This is a genomic window from Nocardia sp. NPDC004123, from assembly GCF_053603795.1.
Window position 1 is genome coordinate 61422 of the sequence record NZ_JBSGGG010000009.1, and the last position, 20543, is coordinate 81964.

Annotated in this window: 16 protein-coding genes; 9 read left to right on the forward strand and 7 right to left on the reverse strand. The window is 68.1% G+C overall.

All coding sequences use genetic code 11. The features are described from left to right. Nucleotides 1-140 precede the first annotated feature (140 nt). Both ACWEQQ_RS14670 and ACWEQQ_RS14675 read left to right on the forward strand, forming a co-directional pair. On the forward strand, nt 141-926 hold the full coding sequence (locus ACWEQQ_RS14670; protein ID WP_452348579.1) for an acyl-[acyl-carrier-protein] thioesterase: 786 nt from the start codon (nt 141-143) through the stop codon (nt 924-926). A 69-nt stretch (nt 927-995) separates the two neighbouring features. Further along, nucleotides 996-1517, forward strand: a complete 522-nt coding sequence (locus ACWEQQ_RS14675) for a pyridoxamine 5'-phosphate oxidase family protein (protein ID WP_452341078.1) — start codon at nt 996-998, stop codon at nt 1515-1517. 987 nt (nt 1518-2504) lie between these two features. Here the strand turns inward: ACWEQQ_RS14675 and ACWEQQ_RS14680 are convergent. Beyond that, nucleotides 2505-3956: a DUF222 domain-containing protein gene (locus ACWEQQ_RS14680; protein ID WP_452348580.1), complete on the reverse strand. Its 1452-nt coding sequence runs from the start codon at nt 3954-3956 to the stop codon at nt 2505-2507. 109 nt (nt 3957-4065) lie between these two features. On the opposite strand from ACWEQQ_RS14680, the gene ACWEQQ_RS14685 reads away from it, so the two are divergent. From ACWEQQ_RS14685 to ACWEQQ_RS14700, 4 genes are all read left to right on the forward strand, one after another. Further along, entirely contained in the window at nt 4066-4356 is a 291-nt protein-coding gene (locus ACWEQQ_RS14685; protein WP_452348581.1) for a hypothetical protein, read from the forward strand. A gap of 38 nt (nt 4357-4394) precedes the next feature. Further along, nucleotides 4395-4757 (forward strand): hypothetical protein, encoded by a 363-nt coding sequence (locus ACWEQQ_RS14690; protein ID WP_452348582.1) that lies wholly within the window; start codon nt 4395-4397, stop codon nt 4755-4757. Nucleotides 4758-4859: 102 nt separating this feature from the next. Beyond that, on the forward strand, nt 4860-6083 hold the full coding sequence (locus ACWEQQ_RS14695; protein ID WP_452348583.1) for a cytochrome P450 family protein: 1224 nt from the start codon (nt 4860-4862) through the stop codon (nt 6081-6083). 604 nt (nt 6084-6687) lie between these two features. Beyond that, the gene (locus ACWEQQ_RS14700; protein ID WP_452348584.1) at nt 6688-7476 is read left to right on the forward strand and encodes an inositol monophosphatase family protein; all 789 of its coding nucleotides are present in this window, start codon (nt 6688-6690) and stop codon (nt 7474-7476) included. On the opposite strand, the gene ACWEQQ_RS14705 is transcribed toward ACWEQQ_RS14700, so the two are convergent. From ACWEQQ_RS14705 to lspA, 4 genes are all read right to left on the reverse strand, one after another. After that, entirely contained in the window at nt 7473-8156 is a 684-nt protein-coding gene (locus tag ACWEQQ_RS14705; protein ID WP_452348708.1) for a GAP family protein, read from the reverse strand. The genes ACWEQQ_RS14700 and ACWEQQ_RS14705 overlap by 4 nt on opposite strands. A gap of 186 nt (nt 8157-8342) precedes the next feature. Then, entirely contained in the window at nt 8343-9005 is a 663-nt protein-coding gene (locus tag ACWEQQ_RS14710) for a hypothetical protein (protein ID WP_452348585.1), read from the reverse strand. Between the two features lie 13 nt (nt 9006-9018). Further along, nucleotides 9019-9945 carry an RluA family pseudouridine synthase gene (locus ACWEQQ_RS14715; protein WP_452348586.1) on the reverse strand — a complete coding sequence of 309 codons (927 nt, stop codon included), beginning with the start codon at nt 9943-9945 and terminating at the stop codon, nt 9019-9021. Beyond that, on the reverse strand, nt 9942-10559 hold the full coding sequence (lspA, locus tag ACWEQQ_RS14720; protein ID WP_452343057.1) for a signal peptidase II: 618 nt from the start codon (nt 10557-10559) through the stop codon (nt 9942-9944). Before lspA ends, ACWEQQ_RS14715 begins: the two co-directional genes overlap by 4 nt. A gap of 104 nt (nt 10560-10663) precedes the next feature. Between lspA and ACWEQQ_RS14725 the strand changes: the two genes are divergently transcribed. From ACWEQQ_RS14725 to ACWEQQ_RS14735, 3 genes are all read left to right on the forward strand, one after another. Then, the gene (locus tag ACWEQQ_RS14725) at nt 10664-11671 is read left to right on the forward strand and encodes a hypothetical protein (RefSeq protein ID WP_452343056.1); all 1008 of its coding nucleotides are present in this window, start codon (nt 10664-10666) and stop codon (nt 11669-11671) included. Next, the gene (locus ACWEQQ_RS14730) at nt 11659-12372 is read left to right on the forward strand and encodes a hypothetical protein (protein WP_379429094.1); all 714 of its coding nucleotides are present in this window, start codon (nt 11659-11661) and stop codon (nt 12370-12372) included. Before ACWEQQ_RS14725 ends, ACWEQQ_RS14730 begins: the two co-directional genes overlap by 13 nt. A gap of 121 nt (nt 12373-12493) precedes the next feature. Next, nucleotides 12494-12955: a VOC family protein gene (locus ACWEQQ_RS14735; protein WP_452348587.1), complete on the forward strand. Its 462-nt coding sequence runs from the start codon at nt 12494-12496 to the stop codon at nt 12953-12955. 105 nt (nt 12956-13060) lie between these two features. Here ACWEQQ_RS14735 and ACWEQQ_RS14740 read toward each other — a convergent pair whose 3' ends face one another. Further along, on the reverse strand, nt 13061-16360 hold the full coding sequence (locus ACWEQQ_RS14740; RefSeq protein WP_452348588.1) for an arabinosyltransferase domain-containing protein: 3300 nt from the start codon (nt 16358-16360) through the stop codon (nt 13061-13063). 570 nt (nt 16361-16930) lie between these two features. Next, nucleotides 16931-20533 carry a WXG100-like domain-containing protein gene (locus tag ACWEQQ_RS14745; protein ID WP_452348589.1) on the reverse strand — a complete coding sequence of 1201 codons (3603 nt, stop codon included), beginning with the start codon at nt 20531-20533 and terminating at the stop codon, nt 16931-16933. Nucleotides 20534-20543: the final 10 nt, after the last annotated feature.

Here is a 20543-nt window from a genome sequence, read left to right on the forward strand (position 1 = left end):
GCGGGCACGCCGAACCCCGCAGCCGCCGTCTTTACGGGTTCTGCACTACCCTCGAAGACACTCCCGTGCAGCGTCGCCACCGCAGTTGTTCCGTGCACTCCCGCTCCGTCACTCGGATGGAAGATCCGGAGGTTCTGCCGATGAACCAGGTCGCCGATCCCACCCTGACCGCGGCACACCCGTCGGCCACGCCACTCACCCCCGTTCCCGACTCCGGCCACATCTTCGACGTCACCCGCCGCCTGGGCACCGTCGACATGGACGAGAACCAGTACTTGCGCATCGACGGCACCGCCCGCCACCTGCAGGACGCCGGTGTCGACCACCTCGCGCACATCGGCGCCCTCGAATCGCATCCGCACTGGATCGTGCGCCGCACCGTCATCGACGTACTGCGCCCCATCACCTGGCCCACCCAGCTGCGCATCCGCCGCTGGTGCTCGGGCATCTCCCCACGCTGGTGTTCCATGCGGGTCCGCATCGACTCCGACATCGGCGGCCTGATCGAGACCGAGGGCTTCTGGATCCACATGAACAAGGAGACGATGAGCCCGTCCCGGGTGGCCGACGAATTCTTCGAGCTCATGAGCACCACCACCGGCGAGCACCGGCTGCGCTGGCGGCAATGGCTCGACGAACCCCAGCCATCCACGCCCGCCACCCGTTTCCCCCTGCGCCGCACCGACACCGATCACTTCCAGCACATCACCAACACGGCCTACTGGCACGCGGTCCACGAATTCACTGCCGACGCAACGGATCTCGTCCAGGGACCGCACCGTTTCATCCTCGAGTACAACAAGCCCATCCGCTACGGCGAAACCTTGGACATCCATACCGCCCGCACGCCGGACGCCCTCACCCTCTGGTTCTCCGTCGACCACGGCACCCGGGCCATCGCCCAACTCCGCCCCGTCGCAACCTGATCGCCCCGGGCCGATGATTGCGACGGTCTCGGCCCGTCTCGACTCGTATCAGCCCACCGAGGAGGAACGATGCTCGCAGATCCGGTATCGGCAGAGGACCTGAACATCTACGGCAAGGCCGAACTGCCCTGGGGCCGCGTCCAGAAGGCGATCGACGCATGGATCGGGCTGCCCGAGACCCCCCAATTCCTCGGCACCGTCAGCCCATCCGGCAAGCCGAGCTCAGCAGGGATCGGCGGCATCGAAGCCGACGGCCACATCTACTTCACCAGCGGGCCCGCCAGCAAGAAGTCACGCAACCTGTCCACCAACCCGTTCTGCACACTGTCCATCCGATTCCCGGACGTCGACCTCGTACTGTCCGGGGCAGCGCACCGGATCATCGACCCCGCCGAACTCGATCGCGTCACCGCCGTCTACCGCGCCGGCGGTTGGCCCGCAGAACGATCCGGCGACGCGATCACCGCACCCTACAGCGCCCAGAGCGCCGGACCCGCCCCCTGGCACCTCTACCGCCTCACCATCCACACCGCAGTAGGCGTGGCCCTGACCGACCCCCACGGCGCCACCCGCTGGCACTTCGCCCACTGACCTCCATCAACAATTGCGTCCGGCTCCTCCGGACGTGACCGCACACGCAAACCCGAAAGATAAAGAGCCAAAAGATGCCTGGAGAAGGGAGGGGCCGGGCTTGGGGACGCGCCTTCGCCTTTCAGCCCCCTCACCTTTGAAGCCGCCTGTGGGGTTGCTGCAGGAGGTATTCCTTCAGATCACGGGGGTTGGGGTCAGATCACCGGGGTTGGGGTCGCCACGTGATGGCTTGCGCCCGTTGGGGATACTGCGGATCAGTAGTGAAGCCGGGGATCGACCTTCCGGCGGGCGGCCGTGTGGTGAGGACAGGGAACCGGCGGGCTGGATTGGTGCTCGAAACTCCGGCCCTGATATCCGATCGTCCGGATAGGCCAGAGCTACCGGTACCACGCGCACCGGTACCTGCGCGGTCATGCGCCGCGCCACCAGGCCGGCGCGTTCGAGGGTGCGCAGGGATGTGCTGCCCGGGATAGGGCACCAGCCTGATGGGCTCGACCGTCGGCGACGGGCGCCGACCAGTTGTCAGGGCTCCGAGCTCTTGGGCGGTGAAGATGTGGTTGGTCGATGCACGCCAACAGCATTGAGCGCGCATCCACCTGGCCCTGCATGAGCGCGATGAGTGTTGAGATGCCCACGCCCACGCCCGGGCGCACGAGCGCCGGAATCTGATGGCACAGCGATTTGCCGCCACCGGTGGGCAAGAGCACCAGGGCGTCGCCGCCGCCGATCACCTGGTCTTCGGTCGCGATCCCGGGCGGCGGTCGCCTGAAAAGCGGTGGAGGTGGCGGCGACTGTTGCAGTGGTGGCCGTCGCCGGTGCCGATCAGCCCGCCACATCCCCTGCACCGAGGCCGAGATCCACGACCACCTGGTCCATCGCCTGCGGGGCGGGCACACCGGAGCGAGAGCGCCGAACCTCGGTCCCGATCCGTCGTTCACCCGCACCCCCGTGCCCTGCGGACGCCAGCCTGACACGAGCAGCCGGGAATCACGCCACCCGTGAACCCCACCTCAAGCAACTGGAATCGATCACAGCAGCGACCCACTGCCCCACGTGATATCGATCGTTCACCCGAGGAATGCCGCTCGGGTCAAGACGTTTCGGGGCAATCCATCCGGTGCGCCCCCGATACGGGGAATCCTTGCCCATGACAACGGTTTTCCAGCCGTCGGGACCGTCGTTGACCAGCGCGTGGCAGTGATCGCACACCAATGTCAGGTTGTTGAGATCGGTGGGGCCGCCCTTGGCCCAGTCGGTGATGTGGTGCACCGCGCACATCGACGCGGGTGCGTCGCATCCCGGTCGGGTGCAGCCCTTGTCGCGGGCGATCAACGCCAAACGCTGAGCCGGGGTGGCCAGTCGCTGGCAGCGACCCAGGTACAGCGGCAGCCCGTCCGCGTCGAGGACCACCAGCACCGGCTTGGTCCCCTCGGCCAGCTTCAACGCCTCATTGATCGACACGTGGCCACCGGAGGCGGTGGTCGCGACCCCGGCCCCACGCTCCAGATCGTTGAGCGACATAGTGACGATGGCCTGCACCGGCAGACCCCGGTGGGAGCCCAGCTTGGCAGGGTCGACGCCGGGCTGCAGCAACGCGAACAGGGCATCGTGGGTGCGCTGACCGGCATCACGACGGTCCCGACGCGCAGCAGCCTCGAGCACTTTCGAATCGACGACCTTGATTGTGGCGGTAACGCTGTCGGCGTCGTCGATGTTGCACATACCCGGGCGCGCCAGCTTGGCGAACACCGCATCGAGCAGGGCCCGCAGTTCGGGGGTGATCCAGCCTTCGATCCAACTCATCCCGTCCACCCCGGGGCGGCCGAGGATGAGGCCGCGGCGGCGACGGCGGTCGGCGTCGGAGACGACCTTGCCGTCGGGGTCGATACGGGCGAGGATGTCGCGACCGATCTTGGGCAGGTCATCGGGCCACCCGACCCGGGAATGGCCGACCAGGATGTCCTCTGCTTCCGTGCGAGTCTCGGCGGGGATGTCGGTGGGCAGGTGGTTCATCACGTCGATGATGTTGCGGACATGATCGCGCGAGATGTCGCCTGCCTCGAAGGCTTCGGCAGTCGCAGCCAAGGTGGCCGGACGCAGGTGACCGGTGGGTTCGAAGAATTCCCCGCACTGGTGGGTGATCTTCACCCGCACCGACGCGTCGTACCTCGACAACCCCAAGGTCTGGCGCAGGAACGGCACTACGCCCTTCGCCCCACTGCCTTCGGGCAGCGAACGATTGCACGCCTCGATGATCAGGCGTGAATCCAGCGCCGACAGTTGGCGTTTGCAGGTTTCGAGCCGCTGCATCAACTCCACGACATCACCGTCGGAGAACGGGTTCAGGTTGCCGTGGAGGACGGAATTCGACAGGGTTTCGACGGCGGCTGCCAGGTCGGCGATGCCGCACGTGTCGAGCGTTACCCCCTTCGATTCCATGCGCTAATTCTACCTCTCATACGATCGCGATGTGAGCTTAATTCCAGTGTGATACAACAGTTTTCAGATATTGAATCATTTCAAATTCGATCCCGGCAGGGTACGGGACATGGAGGAATTCGATGTCGCCCTTGCCGTTCGAGCTGCGGAAGCCGCGACCGGAGTAATCCGGGATCAGTTCCGTGGCCCTGTCATCCGCTATGGCAAAGAGGATGACTTCGTACCCGGGCTGATTTCGCCGCCGAGCGGACCATTCTCGATTCTTCGGGCCGCCCGTCCCGGCGACCGTTTCCTCGCCGGGGAGTCAGGGACCACCGGGGATCCCTCGGACCGCACCTGGTTGATCATCCGCTGTGCGGCACAAGGAATTTCGCTAAGGGAGCACCGCTTGCCGGGGTGAATATCGCGCTCCGCGCTGCTCCCCAATCCGCGAGCCGCATGGCCGAAATCGACGCCGACAACCTGTCGCCCTACACGGCCCGGTTCTCACTGACCGGCTCATGGCCGACGAAACCTTCACGGCCGCCTGCTATCCCCGCGTTCCGTCCACCGCATCGGCCCTGGTCCGGGTGGCAGCGGAAGCGGATCAACGACCGCGGCCCGGTCACCCTGGCCGAGCCGCCCGGCGGAGTTCAGGTCTGGTCGGTCACCAGCCAGGAGGTAGTACGCATACTGCCGCTCGATCCATGCGCATCCAAGGAAGCCCGCCACCACTGGCCTGCTTTCATCAAGGCGGGCGATGTTCGGCAAAGGGAGTGTCGATTCGTGCTGATACATCACAACTTTGCCGAAAACGGTTGATACCCAACGGTATTGAAAGCTACGTTTGTCAGGGCATCAGAGGTCGAGGGGGGCTCGGCACAAGCCCCCGTCTGCCGGTCTACGGTCAGAATGGAGTTCGCCATGGACAACCACACCGACCCCATCGTCATCGATCCCGAAGGTCCCGATATTCAGGGTGAGATCGCCCGCATCCGCGAGCGAGGACCAGTCACGAAAGTCGTGCTCCCGGGCGGAGTGCCCGCATGGTCGGTCACCGACACGGCCATGCTCAAGGAGATCCTCTCCAGCCCCAAGGTTTCCAAGGACCCACGCCAGCACTGGCCGGCGTTCCGGAACGGCGAGATCGGCAACGACTTCCCGCTCCTCAACTGGGTAAACACGCGTTCGATGTTCACCGCCTACGGACCAGAACACCGTCGGCTCCGCAACCCACTGGCATCGGCGTTCACCGACAGGCGCACCTCAATGCTGGAGCCCCGCATCCAGGCGATCGCCGATGAACTGGTGACGGGCCTGGATGCCGCGCCGCAGAGCGACCCTGTCGACATCCGCGAGCATTTCGCTTACCCGCTGCCTCTGCGTGTGATCAACGAGCTGGTGGGAGTTCCCGAGCGCTTGATCGGGCCACTGCGGAAATGCGTGGACGGCATCTTCGACATCGCTTTGAGCGAAGAGGAAGCCGTAGCCAACTACATGGCAATGATCGGGCTCCTGCAGGAACTCGTCGCGTATCGTCGCGAGAACCCCGCTGAGGACATGACCAGCACCCTCATCGCCCATGCGGACGATCCCGCAAAGGATTTCAGCGTCGAGGAACTCGTCGGGACGCTCTATCTGACGATCAACGCCGGGCACGAGACGACGGTGGACCTGATCGACCAGTCGATATACCTGTTGCTCACCAACCCGGATCACCTGGCTGCTGCGCTCGCCGGCAGTCTGCCCTGGGCGGATGTGATCGAGGAAGCGCTGCGGTTCGAGCCATCGATCGCGCACGCCCCGCTGCGCTACGCGGTGTCTGATTTCGTCCTCGGCGGCGTGACGATCACCGCAGGCGATCCGATACTCTCGTGCCCCGCCGGCGCCAACCGGGACCCCAAGATCTACGGCGACAGCGCGAGCAAATTCGACCCGCACCGGACGAACAAGGACCACATGGCGTTCGGATACGGCGCCCACCGCTGCCCGGGCGCACCGCTGGCACGGCTCGAGGCACAGGTGGCCCTTCCCGCGCTCTTCCAGCGGTTCCCGCACATGAAACTCGCCGTCTCCCCCGACGAACTCGGCACGGTACCCGGTTTCATCGCCAACGGGCACAACCACTTGCCGGTATTCCTGAAATAGGCAACGGTATTCGGGGAGGAATCAAGCTGGCACAGGCCGCGGCGTGGGGCGGGTGCAGACGCTCCGGGTAACTCTCGAGGTCTCCGGTCGCAGTACCGGCCCTCGCCGCGACGAACTGCTGCCGATCGACGGCGGATAACCCTGGACGCATCGCCTGGACTCGAGTTTCTCTCGCAGAGGCGCCTCGCGAAACCTTGTGGGCCGCGCGCCGGCCGCGTTCCACAACCAATCAGTAGCCCTCGACCGCGCTCCTCTGCAAGTCGGCCCCGGCTCCGCTGGTTTCGGGCAAGGAGCGATTCGCAGTATCGACGATCAGGCGTGAATCCCGCTCCGACAGTTGGTGTTTGCAAGTTTCCAGGCGCTACATCAACTCGACGACATCAGCGTCGGAGAACGGGGTGAGGTTGCCGTGGAGGACAGAATTCGACAGGGTCTCGACGGCGGTCGCCAGGTGGGCGATGCCGCTCGTGTCGAGTGTTCCCCTTTCGAATCCATGTGCTGATTCCACCGCTACCGAGACCGCAATAGAGATCGAATTGGGTTGTGATACATCAGTTTTCAAACACTGAACCATTTCCAACTCAGCCCCAGTAGGGTGCCAGTTATGGAGGAATCCGATGTCGCCCTTGCCATTCGAACTGCGGAAGCCGCGTCCGGTGTAATCCGGGATCAGTTCCGTGGCCCTGTCACCCGCTATGACAAGGAGGATGACGACTTCGCTACCCAGGCTGATCTTGCCGCCGAGCGGACCATTCTCGATATCCTCCGGGCCGCCTGTCCCGGCGATCGTTTCCTTGCCGAGGAGTCCGGTACCACCGGGGACCGATCGGACCGCACCTGGTTGATCGATCCGCTGTGCGGCACAAGGAATTTCGCTGCGGGGACACCGCTTGTCGCGGTGAATATCGCGCTGCGCGCCGGGGAGGCCGTTACGGCGGCCGCGGTGGCGGATCCCTTCTCCGGGGAGATCTTCTGGACCGACGGGACCACTGCCGCCGTTCGCCGCGACGGCAACGACCACCCGCTGCTCCCCCAATCCGCGAGCCGGCTGGTCGAAATCGACGCCGACAACCCGTCGCCCTACACGGACTGGTTCTCCGCTGGCCGGCTCATGGCCGACGAGGCCTTCACGGCCGCCTTCTATCCCCGCGTTCTGTCCACCTCACTGGCTCTGGTCTGGGTGGCAGCGGGCCGTCGCGCCGGCTACCTCGTGGACCGCGATCTCCGCGACGACGTCCATTTCACCGCCGGCATCGCTGTGTGCCGGGCAGCCGGTTGCACGGTCACCGGCCTTACCGGGCAACCCCTCCACACTCCACCGCACGGCCTGCTGGCCGCCGCCGACCCCGTCACCCACGGCCGGTTGCTCGACATCATCGCCGGGACCCGCTAGAGCGAGGCATGGTGCACGAGAGCGTCGGCGACCAGCGCCGCACCGGCCAGGAGCAGCAGAATGCGAACCGACAGGGGGCCGAAGCGCTTCAGCCCGCGGACCAATCCACGATAGAAGCGCCGGGCCCGCCTCGATTCGAGAGTCGAGGTGACCAGAACCAGCAGCGGCGGCAGGAGCGCGATCAGGCAGTATCCGATGATGATCAGCGGCCACATCGGCGGATGCGGATCCCGCGCCGAGATCATGGCCAGTGCCGCCAGGTACGGAACCGCCGTGGGCGCCTGCCCCAGTCCGATGGCGACGCCCACGAAACCCAGCAGCAAGGGCCTGCGCCGCGCCTCCAACGCCCACGCGGGCACTGCCGCCCCACCCTGCTCGGACATGCGCAGGCTGCCGAGTACCAGCAGCACCAGGCCGACACCCAACTCGGCCCAGTAGCGAACCGTCGGGGTGATGTCGAAACTGACCAGGTCGGTGAGGAATCGAAGGCCGAGCACGAAGGTGATGCCGAAAGCAGTTGTGACGGCGAACACTCCGGCGAGGAAGCTCAGCGCACCGGGCAGCGGCGAGCGACGGCTCAACCGGCTGTCATAGACCACCGCGGTCGTGACGCCGACCAGCAGGACATCGAGCGAGTCCAGGAAGGCGAAGCCCGCGAGCGCCAGCAGAAAGATCACCATGACCCCACCGAACATACGGGACTCATTCCCTGGCACCCCGTGACGAGCGGCGGGATGTCACCGCCCTTCGCCACAATTCGCCGCGCGCCGATCATGGCGGCGGATGGCCCCGCGGCCGCCACAGGAAGATCCAAGCGGAGCTCGTCGGCCTGGCGTCGGTCGTCGAGAACCGGACGCTGACGTAGGTCAGTTGTCGGGGACCGGCCCATCGTCCAGAGGCGGACTGGCGGATTCGAGTTGTTCGGGCAGGAGCGGGGATACCGCGAAGACGGCGGCGGATGCGTCGGCGGGGAGTGCCTCGACGGCGCGAACTCCCGGGTGCGCGGCCAGCGTGCGGAGTTGCGCCAGCGTGCCGTGCAGAACGATGGCGACGACGCACGGGCAGTCGGCACCCAAGCGGCTCGCCACGAGGTTCTTCACCCGGGTGGAGCGGTCGTCGTAGGTGGGCGTCGACTCCATCTGGGCGGCAGCGGATTTCACCGACGCCACGGCCACGGCATCGCCCGCGGGGACACCGATGGAGATGATCGGCGTCGCCACCCGGTCGACGGCCACGTGATATTCGATCTCCGAGATCCGCAGGCCGCCACTGAATTCCGGGATGCGGCCGGAGGTGATGCCCTCGGTGAACGACAGCAGCGCCCAGTGCCCGTCGGAGTCGCTGCCCTGCAACGACTTCTGGGCCCGCTCCAGGTAGTGCGTCACCGGCTCACCGCTCTCCGGCCCCAGCCGGTCGGTGGAGATGATCGCCGACCGGGGCGGGATCGCCCAGCCCAGCACCACGATCAGGATCGCGAAAAGCACTGCGACCACACCGATCCCGGCGCGGCGCGGCGTCAGCGCATCCACTCGAGACCCCGGATCAGTGCGCGCGCAGGACGTCGAGGGCGTGTTCCAGATCGGCGGGGTACTCGCTGGTGATCTCGATCCAGCGGCCGTCGGCGGGATGGTTGAAGCCCAGCTGGCGGGCGTGCAGCCACTGCCGCTCCAGCCCCAGCCGCTCGGCCAGACGCGGGTCCGCGCCGTAGGTGAGGTCGCCGCAGCAGGGATGCCGCACCGCCGAGAAGTGCACGCGAATCTGGTGGGTGCGACCGGTTTCCAGGTGGATGTCGAGCAGGCTCGCCGACTGGAAGGCCTCGACGGTGTCGTAATGGGTGATCGACGGGCGGCCGTCCGCGGTGACCGCGAACTTCCAGTCGTTGCCACGCGCGCGTCCGATGGGCGCGTCGATGGTGCCGCTGCTCGGATCCGGATGACCCTGCACCAGCGCGTGATACCGCTTCTCCACGGTCCGGTACTTGAACGCCCGCTTGAGCTGGGTATAGGCGTGCTCGGACTGTGCGACCACCATCACACCCGAGGTGCCGACATCCAGCCGGTGCACGATGCCCTGCCGCTCATGGGCTCCCGAGGTCGAGATGCGGTAGCCCATGGCCGCCAGGCCGCCCACCACGGTCGGGCCGGTCCAGCCGACACCCGTGTGCGCCGCCACCCCAACGGGCTTGTCGACGGCCACGATGTCGTCATCGGCGTAGAGGATCTTCATCCCCTCCACCGGGGTCGCCTCCACCGTGAGTTCCCGCTTGGGCTCCGGGAATTCGACCTCCAGCCAGGCCCCGGCGGTCAGCCGGTCCGACTTGCCGGCCGCGATGCCGTCCAGCTGGACGGCGCCGTCCTCGGCCATCGAGGCCACGGCGGTGCGCGACAGCCCGAGCAGGCGCGACAGCCCGGCATCGACTCTCATCCCGTCCAGCCCGTCGGGCACCGGCATGCTGCGGGTCTCCCTCATGCTGCCTTCCCCTCCGCGCTCGACGAAGCCTGCTGCCGATGCATGCGGGTGCCGTCGGGTTCGAACCCGAACACCGTCAGCGCCACCAGCAGAATGGCCCCGCACACGATCGACGAATCGGCCACATTGAACACCGGCCACCAGCCGACCGCCACGAAATCCACCACATGACCCTGCAGCGGGCCGGGCGCGCGGAACAGACGGTCGATGAGATTGCCGAGCGCGCCGCCCAGCACCATGCCCAGGCCGATGGCCCACGGCAGCGAGCGCAGGGTCCGGCCGATGCGTATGACACCGATCACCACGGCCGCGGCGACCAGGGTCAGCAGCCAGGTCATGCCGGTGGCCATGGAGAACGCGGCGCCCGGATTGCGGACCAGGGTCAGGCGCACGCTGTCGCCGATGAGATAGATCGGCTTACCGGGCGTCATGGTCGCGACCACGATGGTCTTGGTCAGCAGATCCAGGCCCAGCAGCACCACCGCGATGAGCAGGAGCACCGGCAGACGCAACGGCTGCGCGGGGGAAGTCCCGGCATCGGCCGCGGGGCTGATCTCCCCTGGCGATGTGTCTGGTTCCTCTGCGCCGGATTCGCGCGGCCGATCGGTACTCACCCTGACATCATTCCTTATTCATGTCGGGCGCCTCTGAACACCCCGAAACCACGGCCCCACAGGATCCCAGCTGTTTTTCAGGAACGCGCCGTAACCTGTTCGACGTGACGGTGTTGTCTTCCTCCCCCAGCTCGGCGAAAGCCACCGCACCCTGTTCCGGCACCCCGCGCCCGCCGCGGCGAGGCGCGGGCACGCGCACCGCGCGCTCGGGGGTCCTGCTCCTGGTGCTCGCGGTGACCCTGACCGCCTTCGGCGTCGGCTGCAGCGATCGGACGGAGACCACGGCCGAGGCCGACGGCACCGAACCGGTCGGCATCAACAAAGAGGTCACCATGCCCATCGAGGCCGTGACCGCCACCGTCGTCGAGCCGGGCGCCGAGCCCCGCTCGCCGCTGCGCCGCATCCTCGAGGCGGGCGCCACCCAGCAGGTCACGCTGAGTACCGAACATCACATCGAGCAGCAGATCAATCAGCAGGCGCTGCGCGACATCTCCCCGCCCGCGATGACCATTCCGCTCACCGCGGAGTCCGGCGCCGATGGGGTGGAACTGACCGTCGGCAATGCCACCTCCCCGGACCCGACCCTGGCCAAGGCGCTGCTGCCCGCGGACGGTTCCCACGTCGGCTTCGACGTCAGTGAACTGGGAGCGATCACCGCGCTCAAACTGGCGCCCAAGCCCGCCACCTCCGACTCCGCGCGGGCCGCGCTGGAGCAGGCGTTCTATCAGGCCGTGTACCAGTCCATCGCGTTCCCGCCCGACGCCGTCGGCGTGGGCGCGGTGTGGACGGTGCGGCAACAGGTTTCCGGCAGCGTGCCGCTGGAGCAGGTGACCACCTGCACCCTCACCTCCCGGAACGGCAACCAGCTCACCATCGAACTGAATGTGGTGCAGACGCCGAAATCCACTGTGTGGCATCTGCCCAACGAGGCGGGCCAGCTGGAGATCGTCGACTACCTCATGCACGGCACCGGCACCATCGCGGTGGATCTCGGTCTGCCGCTACCGGTTTCCGGTTCGGTCGAGGTGGGCGGCAACCAGACCTACCGCGACCCGCGCAGTTCGGTGACGCTGCGGCAGACCCTGCGCACGGAGGTGCAGTGGGGCGCCTGACGCGGCTCGCGCTGCTGGCGGGGGTCCTGGCGCTGGCCGCCACCGCCTGCGGCAGCCACAAGGATTCCGCGCCCGCGCTGCCGAGTCTGGGGCCGGCCGTACAACCGTCCGGAACGCCCGGGGGCGCACCGGTTCTCGATCAGTTCACGCTGCGTTCGGAGCTGCTGGATGTGTCGGTGATGCCCGCGGGGTTCACCGCGCTCGACGATCCGCCGCCCGGGAGTTCCGGCGGGGCGGGTGCCAAGACCGATCCGGCGCCGTGCGCGAATGTGCTGGCGGCCATGGCCGTTCAGGCTCCGGGGTCGGCGGCGCAGGCCGCGGCCCAGTTCGGCGGGCCGAATTTCGCCAGTGTGGATATCGATGCGGCGTCGTATGCGAATGGCGGCGCGGCGCAGGCTTTCTCCACCGTCCAGTCCATTCTGCCGGGCTGCACCAAGTATTCCGGCAAGGATGCCGACAATACGAAAGTGGAATTCCGGCTGGGCGGTTTGAATCAGCCGCAGGCCGGTGACGGCTCGACCGCATTCCAGGTGCGCACCACCAGCGACGGGCTCACGCTGTACACCGATGTGAGCATCACGCTGGTCGGTTCGACGGTGGTGCAGATCGCCTACTCGGATGCGAAGGAACCCGATCCACAGCAGCTCAGCGCCATGACCGCAGCGCAGGTGCGCAAGCTGCAGGGGGCTGCGGGTCCGTAGTCACGGAACTTTTCCCGCATATGCGGCAATTCGGGTGATCATTCGGAAATTCGAGTAATTCTTGTCGGCACCGGGGCATAAGCTCGACGCGTCCGGCAACAACCTCGAACGGAGGTTTTCGATGTCCGATGTCAAACCCATTCCCGAGGGCTACCCGACCGTCTGCCCCTCGCTCGCCTGCAATGGCGCCGCGCAGGCGATCGACTTCTACAAACGTGTTTTCGGCGCCGACGAACGTTTCCGCATGCCCGGGCCCGACGGCACGGTCGCACACTGTGAAATGCAGTTCGGCTCTTCGGTGATCATGCTCAGCGACCCGGCGCCGTCCATGGGGTTCCTGGATCCCAAGGCGGTCGGCGGCACACCGGTCAATCTGTACGTCTATGTCGACGATGTCGACGCCGCCCACGCCGCGGCCCTGTCGGGCGGGGCACAGGAGCTACAGCCGCCCGCCGACCAGTTCTACGGTGACCGCACCTCGGGCATCGAGGATCCGTGGGGTCACCGCTGGACCCTCGCCCTGCACGTCGAGGATGTCGAGCCGGAGGAGATGGCCAAGCGTATGGCCGAGATGCAGGGCTGAAGCCCGGTACCACGGTCTGAAAACGCCTCCGCACCCGTTTCGACGAGGAAACGGGTGCGGATCGCGGTCGCGACCCGGGCGGCTATCGCCGCCCGGTCACGGTGACTACTGCCAGCCGGTCACGTTGATCGGGCCGGGATTCCAGAGACCGCTGTGCGGGTCCGTGGTCACCACGGGCTTGGCGGTCTGTGCGGAACCATCGATCCGCTCGAGCCGTTGCAGCTCACCCCAATCCATGCGCGGGTCGTGGTCGAGATAGGTCGCCAGGGTGACCGGGCGCAGCAGCATCGAACTCCAGCCCAGGGCGCCGCCGCCGTCATGGCTCTGCCACAGCGTGGTCATGGCCGCGCCGCCGCGGTCGGGCATGATGCGGTAGTCGGGCACCTCGGCGATCCCGTCGAGGTGATCGAACGGCCGCTGGCACGGGAACTGCAGGCCCACTTCCCAATCCAGCAGCACCGGCTTGTCCCGGCCGACGTAGTCCTCCAGCGTCACCGTCTGCGGGATGCGCGGCGGGGTGAGCGCCACCCACTGCTTGGGATCGCTGTCACGGTCCTCGGCCACCACGCGAATCGCGGTGGCCTGCGCCGGAATATCGCTCAGCGGCACCCGCAGATTGCGCCAGGTCGGCGCGGGGCCGATGTCGATGGGCATGATCCGGCCCTGGGGATCGACCGCACCGTCGGAACCCGGCACCCCGTACTCGATCTCGACCTGCTGGCCGGGGGTGACGACACCGTCCTTGTCGACCGAACGGATACGCCCGGCCGCGGTGAGGGCGATGATGCCGGACCGGTCCTGCTGACCGGGCAGCGCGTACCAGCCCGTCGTCAGGGTCGAGACCGCATCGGTGCTGCCGTAGCTGCCCAGCACCGGGGTGTTCGCGTCCAGGCCGAAAGGCAGTGGCGCGGTGGTCGTTCCGTCGACCGTGCCGTCGCTGCGGTTGCTGACCGCGCTGGCGACGCTACCGCCGGTATCGACATCGTCGTCGGGGCGCAGGTCGGTGGACACGCCCTTGGGCGAGAAGCCGACCGCATCCGCGGTGAAGGTGCCGAGCGCATCACCGTTGAGCGGCTTCAGCATGCCCTGGTTCGGGTTCGTCTCGACCAGCACGTCGCGGGCCATGCCGCACGGCTTGCCCAGCACCGCATCCACATTCGAGCGCGCCAGCGAGTAGGCGGGGTACTGCGCGACCGCGCCCTTGGCGAGCGAGCCCACCTCGAACAGCACCATGAAAGCGGCCGCCACGGTCAGCGGCGGAATCGCCACGAAGCGCCAGCCCAGCTTCGAGATCCGGTGCGGGCCGGGCTGTTCCGGCGCGCGCACATGGAACCAGCCGGCCAGGGCGAGCAGCGCCACCGTGAGCGCCAGGAAGATCTTGTCGACCTCGATCCCGGCCAGCACCACCGGCTTGTCGTGCCAGGGCACATTCCAGTTCGAGACGTACCACCAGCCATTGATGCTGGAGAACGCGACCGCGAGCGCGAACGCGATCACCGCAGCGAACAACGCACGGTTACGCGGGGAGCGCATCACCCGCGGGCCGACCGCCACCGCGGTCAAAACCGCGATGACTCCGGCCAATCCGGCGTAGATGCCGTTGTGGTGGGTCCACTTGGTGGGGGTGAACATCATCAGCGCGATGACACCCACACCGGTGCCGAGCACCCGGCGCACCGGGCCGGGCGCGGTGAACGGGATCCGGCCGCCCTTGCGCAGCAACACGAATGCGCACACCAGCAGGCCGATCCAGAACGCGAACATGCCGAAGCGCCGCGCCAGCGAACCATCGATGGTGGGCATGAAAAGGTATTGGTAGCGAATGTATTCGCCGTCCCAGTGCACATCCGGGCCGACCGCGGTGTGCACCCGGCTCATCTCGAACATCGACGACAGCGGCTGATCGCAGAACATGATCGCCAGCACCACCGCACCGGCCGCCGCCAGCGGGGCGGCGAGGGTCAGGTAGGCGCCGAAGCGGGCCTTCAGGATGGTGAAGGCGCTCGCGCCGGGGGCGGTCGGCTTGCCGAGCACGGTCGCATGCTTGTTGAGGATCCGCCAGGCCGGCCGGATACCGGCCAGCAGCGGCGCGAAACAGATGATGCCGGACGGGCCGACGGTGCAGGTGAACGCGCCGATCATGATGGCCACGCCGTAGGGCAGCAGCCGGCCCGTCGCGATCGCCCGCTCCACCGAGACCCAGGTGAGCAGGACACCCAGCGCCACCAGCGGTTCCGGGCGCAGGCCGTTGTTGTACGGCAGCCAGACGGCGAGGAAACCCAGCGCACCGGTCCACACCGCGACGCGGTCGCGGCGGATCCGCGCGCCCAGGCGGGGAATCACCTCGCGGCTGAGCACCAGCCAGATCACGATGCCGGCCAGCAGGGCGGGCAGGCGCATCCACACGCTGGCCGGGCTGACCTGCGCCATGTGGCCGATGAGGTCGTAATACGGAGTGCCGACCGGGGTTTCGGGGACACCGAAGTAGCCGAAGTAGTTGGCCATGTACCCGGCGTGGATCGAGGCCCGGCCCATGCCGTACTGGTAGCCGTCGTCGGAGGTGGTCGCGCCGATGAAATGCCAGAGGATCAGGGTGCCCAGCACCACGGCGTCGACGGGTTTGAAGGTCCACCAGTGCTGCGGCAGGAAACGGCGCGCGCGGCGGCCGTCGAGGCGGTCCAGGCGGAACAGCGCGAACAGGGCGACGAGGGTGCCGAGGATGGCGGTCCAGATGGCGATCCGCTTGATCGTGCTCGGCGTCGAGGTGAAGCGGCTGTCCACCTGCGCGCTGACCTTGGCGCCGTCGGAGACGGTCAGGTCGCTGAAGATGCCGACCAGCTGCGGCCGGTAGTCACCGTTCAGGGTGACCGCGGCGGCCGTGGATCCGCTCAGGGTCGCGGTGGAGGAGGTGAAGTCCGAGTGCACGGTGAGCGCGCAACCCGCGCCGAGCTGGTCGACGGGCACGCTCACCAGCGTCTTGTGATGCAGGATCGCTTCCAGTTTGCCCGGCGTGGTCACACCATCGGTGGTGGATGCCGCTGTGACCCGGGCCACGAAGCCGTACTTCTCGAGGTCCGGCGCACCATTGGGCGCGGTGGCGGCGAGCGTGCCGCCCTTCGAACCCAGCTGCGTCACAGCCGAACAGGGAATGGTGGCGTCGAAGTTCAACGGCGCGTAGGTCACCAGCGGAGCCTCGATGCTCTGCGCCGAATTCCCCTGCGGCCAAGTCAAAGTCGTGTGGTCCACCCGGACCGGCAGGAACGGCACCGCCAGCGCCGCCAGCACCGCGATCACACCGGCGATCAGAGCGGTCGGCCGCGCCCAGCCCCCTCGAATCCTTCTCTCGGGTTCAGCACCAGCACTCCCGGCGGCATCCTGCCCCGCCTTCTCCAACACGTCGGTCACGACCGCCGATCCTAAGCGGAACTCATCTTCCCCCGCTCCCCCCTCTCCACGATCGACCCCCCAAACCCCCGGGACACCACCCCACCCGGTCGAATATCCATGCTCCCGCACCACTTACTGTGTGCCACCTCACATTTCCGAGCCCGATCCAGACCGGGCTACCGCTCCGCCCACAGTCCCGGCACGACCACCTACCCAGGATCCACACCGAGCCGCTGCCGTCCACCAGAACAGAGCTGGGGCCCCGTCCGGGCCGGAGCCGAGGCATAGCCCGTATCCGAGGCACAGTCCGGCCCCCGGAGCCGAGACACAGTCCGGTGCCCGGGGCCCAAGTCGAGGCCCGAGGGCGGGATCGTGACCTTGCGCTCGGCTCCCGGGCCTATTGACCATGACCACAACCGGCCCATGACTCCCCCCTGGCCCCGCCGTGGCTTACGACTGTGTCCTGGGCCACCACCGTGACCGGGCCCTTGCCTTGGCGAGATCGTGTCCGTGTCCTTGCCCACGCCCGGGGTTGTGTCCATGCCCGCTGCTCTCGGCCTATGGGCATCCAGGTCCGTGGCGATGCCCTTACCCCTGCTCATGGCTGTCTCCCTGTCTCGGCCTACGTAGCGGGTGCGGCGGGGCCGGGGTTGGCGGGTGGGGATGCACTGGCTTCGGATCGGGCCCGAGGTGCGGCGACGGGGCCGGCTTCGGCGGCTGCTCGGGTTCCCACACGCTCTCGGGCGGAGGTGCGGGCGCTGTGTACTCCGGAATCGGCGGGATCGAGAAGTACCGAGGCGTATAAGGAATCAGCGACGTCGTATCCGGCACATCGTCGTCGAGAGGCGGCCGCTGCAGCTCAACCGTCGGATCCTCACTTCCCGGCGGCACCCGCCACGTCAACCGCGGATCCTGCCCCGGGGCATGAGCACCCGACTCCGGCGTCGAACTCTCTCCTTCCTCAGGCAACCTCCATGCCAGTCTCGGATCCTGACCCCGCACAGGACCGCCCGATTCAGGAGCCGAACCCTCACCCTCCACCGGCAAACGCCAAGTCAACCTGGGGTCCTCAACCCCCCTTTGCCGCTGCGGCTCCGGCGTCGAACCCTCACCTTCCTCAGGCAACCTCCATGCCAGTCTCGGATCCTGACCCCGCACAGGACCGCCCGATTCGGGAGCCGAACCCTCACCCTCCACCGGCAAACGCCAAGTCAACCTGGGGTCCTCAACCGCCCTTTGCCGCTGCGGCTCCGGCGTCGAACCCTCACCTTCCTCAGGCAACCTCCATGCCAGTCTCGGATCCTGACCCCGCACAAGACTGCCGGACTCCGGAGCCGGGCCCGCATCTTCGGCCGGTAAGCGCCATGCCAAGCGCGGGTCCCGGGCTTCGCCAGGTCGCGGGGATTCGGAGTTTCCGTCTTCGGCGGGCTGTTTCGCAGGGGCGGATTCCCCGCCGTGCGGGGGTTGGGCCGGGCCCGGCTCGGTGTCGCCGGACGGCTTCGACTCGGGTGCCGCATGCGTTGGGCCGTCGCCGACCTCACCTCCGAATTTCTCGGCGAACTGGCCGAAGTCGTCGATGAGCCGCCCGTAATCGCCATCCAACTCCGACAGCCGGCGCACAACGGCCTCCAGCCCGGCCCGCCGCAGCTGCTCCGGGCTCAACCCGCGGGGGTCCACGCCGAGCGAACGCACCTGCTCCTGAAGCGATTCCAGCGCCGGCTCGGATGTGGTCTTCGGCTCAGGCCCGGCCGACCCGTCGGACTCGGGCTTCACGCCAGATTCGGGTTCCGGCTTCATGCCAGACCTCGGCTCGGGTTGCTGTCCCGACTCGGCTTCGGGCGTGGGCTTGGTCCCTGTCTCGGGCGTGGGCCCGGCCTCCGGTGCGCGAGTCTGCCGAGCCTCGGTGGCCGAGCGGGAATCCGGAGCGGGACGGGCTGGGGTGGCAGGGTTTTCGGCCTGGCCGGCTCGACGGTAGTCGTCGAGGTCGGCGCGTAGTTGCCTGCGGATGTCTCCCAGATCGCGCATGCGCTGCTGGATGCCTTCGCGCTCCTCGAAGTACTTGTCCGGGCGCAGGTTCGCCTCGTCGAGGCGGGCCTGCGCATCCGACAGCTCGGCCGTGCGGCGCATGACCGCGTCCATACCGGCCCGGCCCATGTGCTCCGGGCTCATTCCTTCCGGATCGATGCCCAGCGAACGCAGCAGTGCGCGAGCCGAATCCAGCGCTTCGGCGGCCGTGCGCGGCCGCCCGGGCTGCGGCTCCGGGCCTGCGTTCTCCCCAGACTCCGGCGTCGATTCCGGTCCACGACTGGATTGCGGCTGCGGCTTGGGCTCGCCGCCCGAGACCGGATCCCGTTCGTGCGGGCGCGGTTCCGGCCCACCCGTGCCGCCGGACCCGGGCCGGGTTTCCGTTGCGAACCCGCCCTTCGGCTCGGTCCCGGACTCGTGCACGGCCACCGGTTCGGACCGAGTCGCGACCGGTGCGGAGCCATCGCCACGGGCCGGCGCGCCCGTGCGCAACTCGGCGGCAGGCCCGCCGGTTGCCGGGCGCGACGGGTTGGCGGGATCGGTACCCGCCCGGGTTCCGGGTTCGGTCGCCGAGGGAGAGCCCGCGCGCGAACCAGGTTCGCTGGTAGCGGGATTCGCGCCACGCCCGGTCGTATCGCCGCCCGAAGGGCTTCCGGCACGCGGGTTCGGCTCCGAGGCGGCCGAATTCCCGGCACGCGGGTTGGGCTCCGACGCGGCCGGATTCCCGGCACGCGAGTTGGGCTCGGGCGCAGTCGAACCGCCAGGACGCGGATTGGGCTCGGCCGCGGGTGAAGTGCTAGTGCGCGGGCCGGACTCGCCGGTGGGGGTTGTCCCGCGAGTGCTGGCCTCCGAGGCGGGCGAGGTGCCGCCGCGCGAACCCGGCTCGGCGGCACGCGAACTGGTTCCGTGCGTACCCGAGTCCGGAGCGGACGAGGGTTCGGTGCGGGTGCCGGGGCCGCCGAACAGGTTGGTGAGGGGTCGGGGCGATTCCGTGGTGGAACTGGTTGCGGACGTGTGGGTTTGCGCGCCGGGGTCGCCGGTGAACAGGCCCGTGGCCGTGGATTGGGGGTGCGGGGTCCCCGCGGGCGCGCCCGACGGATCCGGCGTGGCCGTCGGGTGGGAGGTCGTCGCCGGTTCCGGGTGGGCTGCCGGGGCGCTGCCGTCGCCCCCGGTAGGCATGTTCATGCGCGCGCCGGCGGGTGCCTCGAAGGAACCCGGGTGGACGCCGCCACCGGTGGGCAGGCGGAAGCCCTTGGTGCCGCCGGTCAGGACGCCGTAGGAGGTGGCGCTGGTGAGCAGCCGGGGGTCCCAGGTCCAGCCGTCCGTGGTGCCCTCGGTGATGAGGGTGGGGAGGCCGCCCACGCCCCACGAGGCGAAGGCTCCGGCGATGCCCGCGCCGGTGCCGACGAGAGCGCCACGAACCGCATCGCCGAAGGGATTGCCCGCGAACGGGAGCCGAGTGGCGGCCTTGCCGAAGATCTCACCGGCGGGTCCGCCGGCCGCGCCCGCGGCGGCCGCCGTGAGGGCGGTCATGCCGACCCGTTCCCAGTCCATCCCCTTGCGGTGGCCCTCGGCGATCTGGAGACCCTGGATGGCGACGTCCTGACCAGCGCCCAGAGCGGTGCTGATGACGACATGTTTCGCGAGGAAGCGGGCCAGTGCGGCGACGCCCAGTTTCTCCGCGTAGCGGGCGATGGCGGAGACCGCGCGCTCGCCCAGCAGCCGCACGGCGGTGCGCGTGATCAGGGTGGCCGCGGCCTCCTCCGCGGGCGCGGTGGGCGGGAAGCACCACGCCAGTGCGATCTCCACGGCGAGCATGCCGAGAGAGGAGAGGATCATGATCTTCGTGTACTCGATCTCGGTGCCGAGGCCGTGGGCCGCCTCGGACACCTGATCGAGGATGTCGGCCAGCGCCTGGAAGGACTGCGGGCCCGAATCGAGGTTGTTCAGAGCCGTGACCATGGCCTCGACACCGTCGCCCCACGGGTAGGCCGCGATGGTGGCCTTCTTGGCGGCCTCCAGTTCGGGTATCAGGTCACGCAATTGGCGCGCGGCGGTACTCCAGTCGGAGGCGATGTCCCACATCGCGTCTTCGTCGCCCTGCGGCCAGGCCGAACCGGCGACCCAGCCCAGCCACTGCAGTTCGCCCGGAATATCGATGGACAATGGCGGCCGG

What these genes read in the sequence shown, in the direction of transcription:
- ACWEQQ_RS14670 (WP_452348579.1), top strand. Translation starts at nt 141, where the DNA reads ATGAACCAGGTCGCCGATCCCACCCTGACCGCGGCACACCCGTCGGCC.
- ACWEQQ_RS14675 (WP_452341078.1), top strand. Translation starts at nt 996, where the DNA reads ATGCTCGCAGATCCGGTATCGGCAGAGGACCTGAACATCTACGGCAAG.
- ACWEQQ_RS14680 (WP_452348580.1), bottom strand. Translation starts at nt 3,956, where the DNA reads ATGGAATCGAAGGGGGTAACGCTCGACACGTGCGGCATCGCCGACCTG.
- ACWEQQ_RS14685 (WP_452348581.1), top strand. Translation starts at nt 4,066, where the DNA reads ATGGAGGAATTCGATGTCGCCCTTGCCGTTCGAGCTGCGGAAGCCGCG.
- ACWEQQ_RS14690 (WP_452348582.1), top strand. Translation starts at nt 4,395, where the DNA reads ATGGCCGAAATCGACGCCGACAACCTGTCGCCCTACACGGCCCGGTTC.
- ACWEQQ_RS14695 (WP_452348583.1), top strand. Translation starts at nt 4,860, where the DNA reads ATGGACAACCACACCGACCCCATCGTCATCGATCCCGAAGGTCCCGAT.
- ACWEQQ_RS14700 (WP_452348584.1), top strand. Translation starts at nt 6,688, where the DNA reads ATGGAGGAATCCGATGTCGCCCTTGCCATTCGAACTGCGGAAGCCGCG.
- ACWEQQ_RS14705 (WP_452348708.1), bottom strand. Translation starts at nt 8,156, where the DNA reads ATGGTGATCTTTCTGCTGGCGCTCGCGGGCTTCGCCTTCCTGGACTCG.
- ACWEQQ_RS14715 (WP_452348586.1), bottom strand. Translation starts at nt 9,945, where the DNA reads ATGAGGGAGACCCGCAGCATGCCGGTGCCCGACGGGCTGGACGGGATG.
- ACWEQQ_RS14735 (WP_452348587.1), top strand. Translation starts at nt 12,494, where the DNA reads ATGTCCGATGTCAAACCCATTCCCGAGGGCTACCCGACCGTCTGCCCC.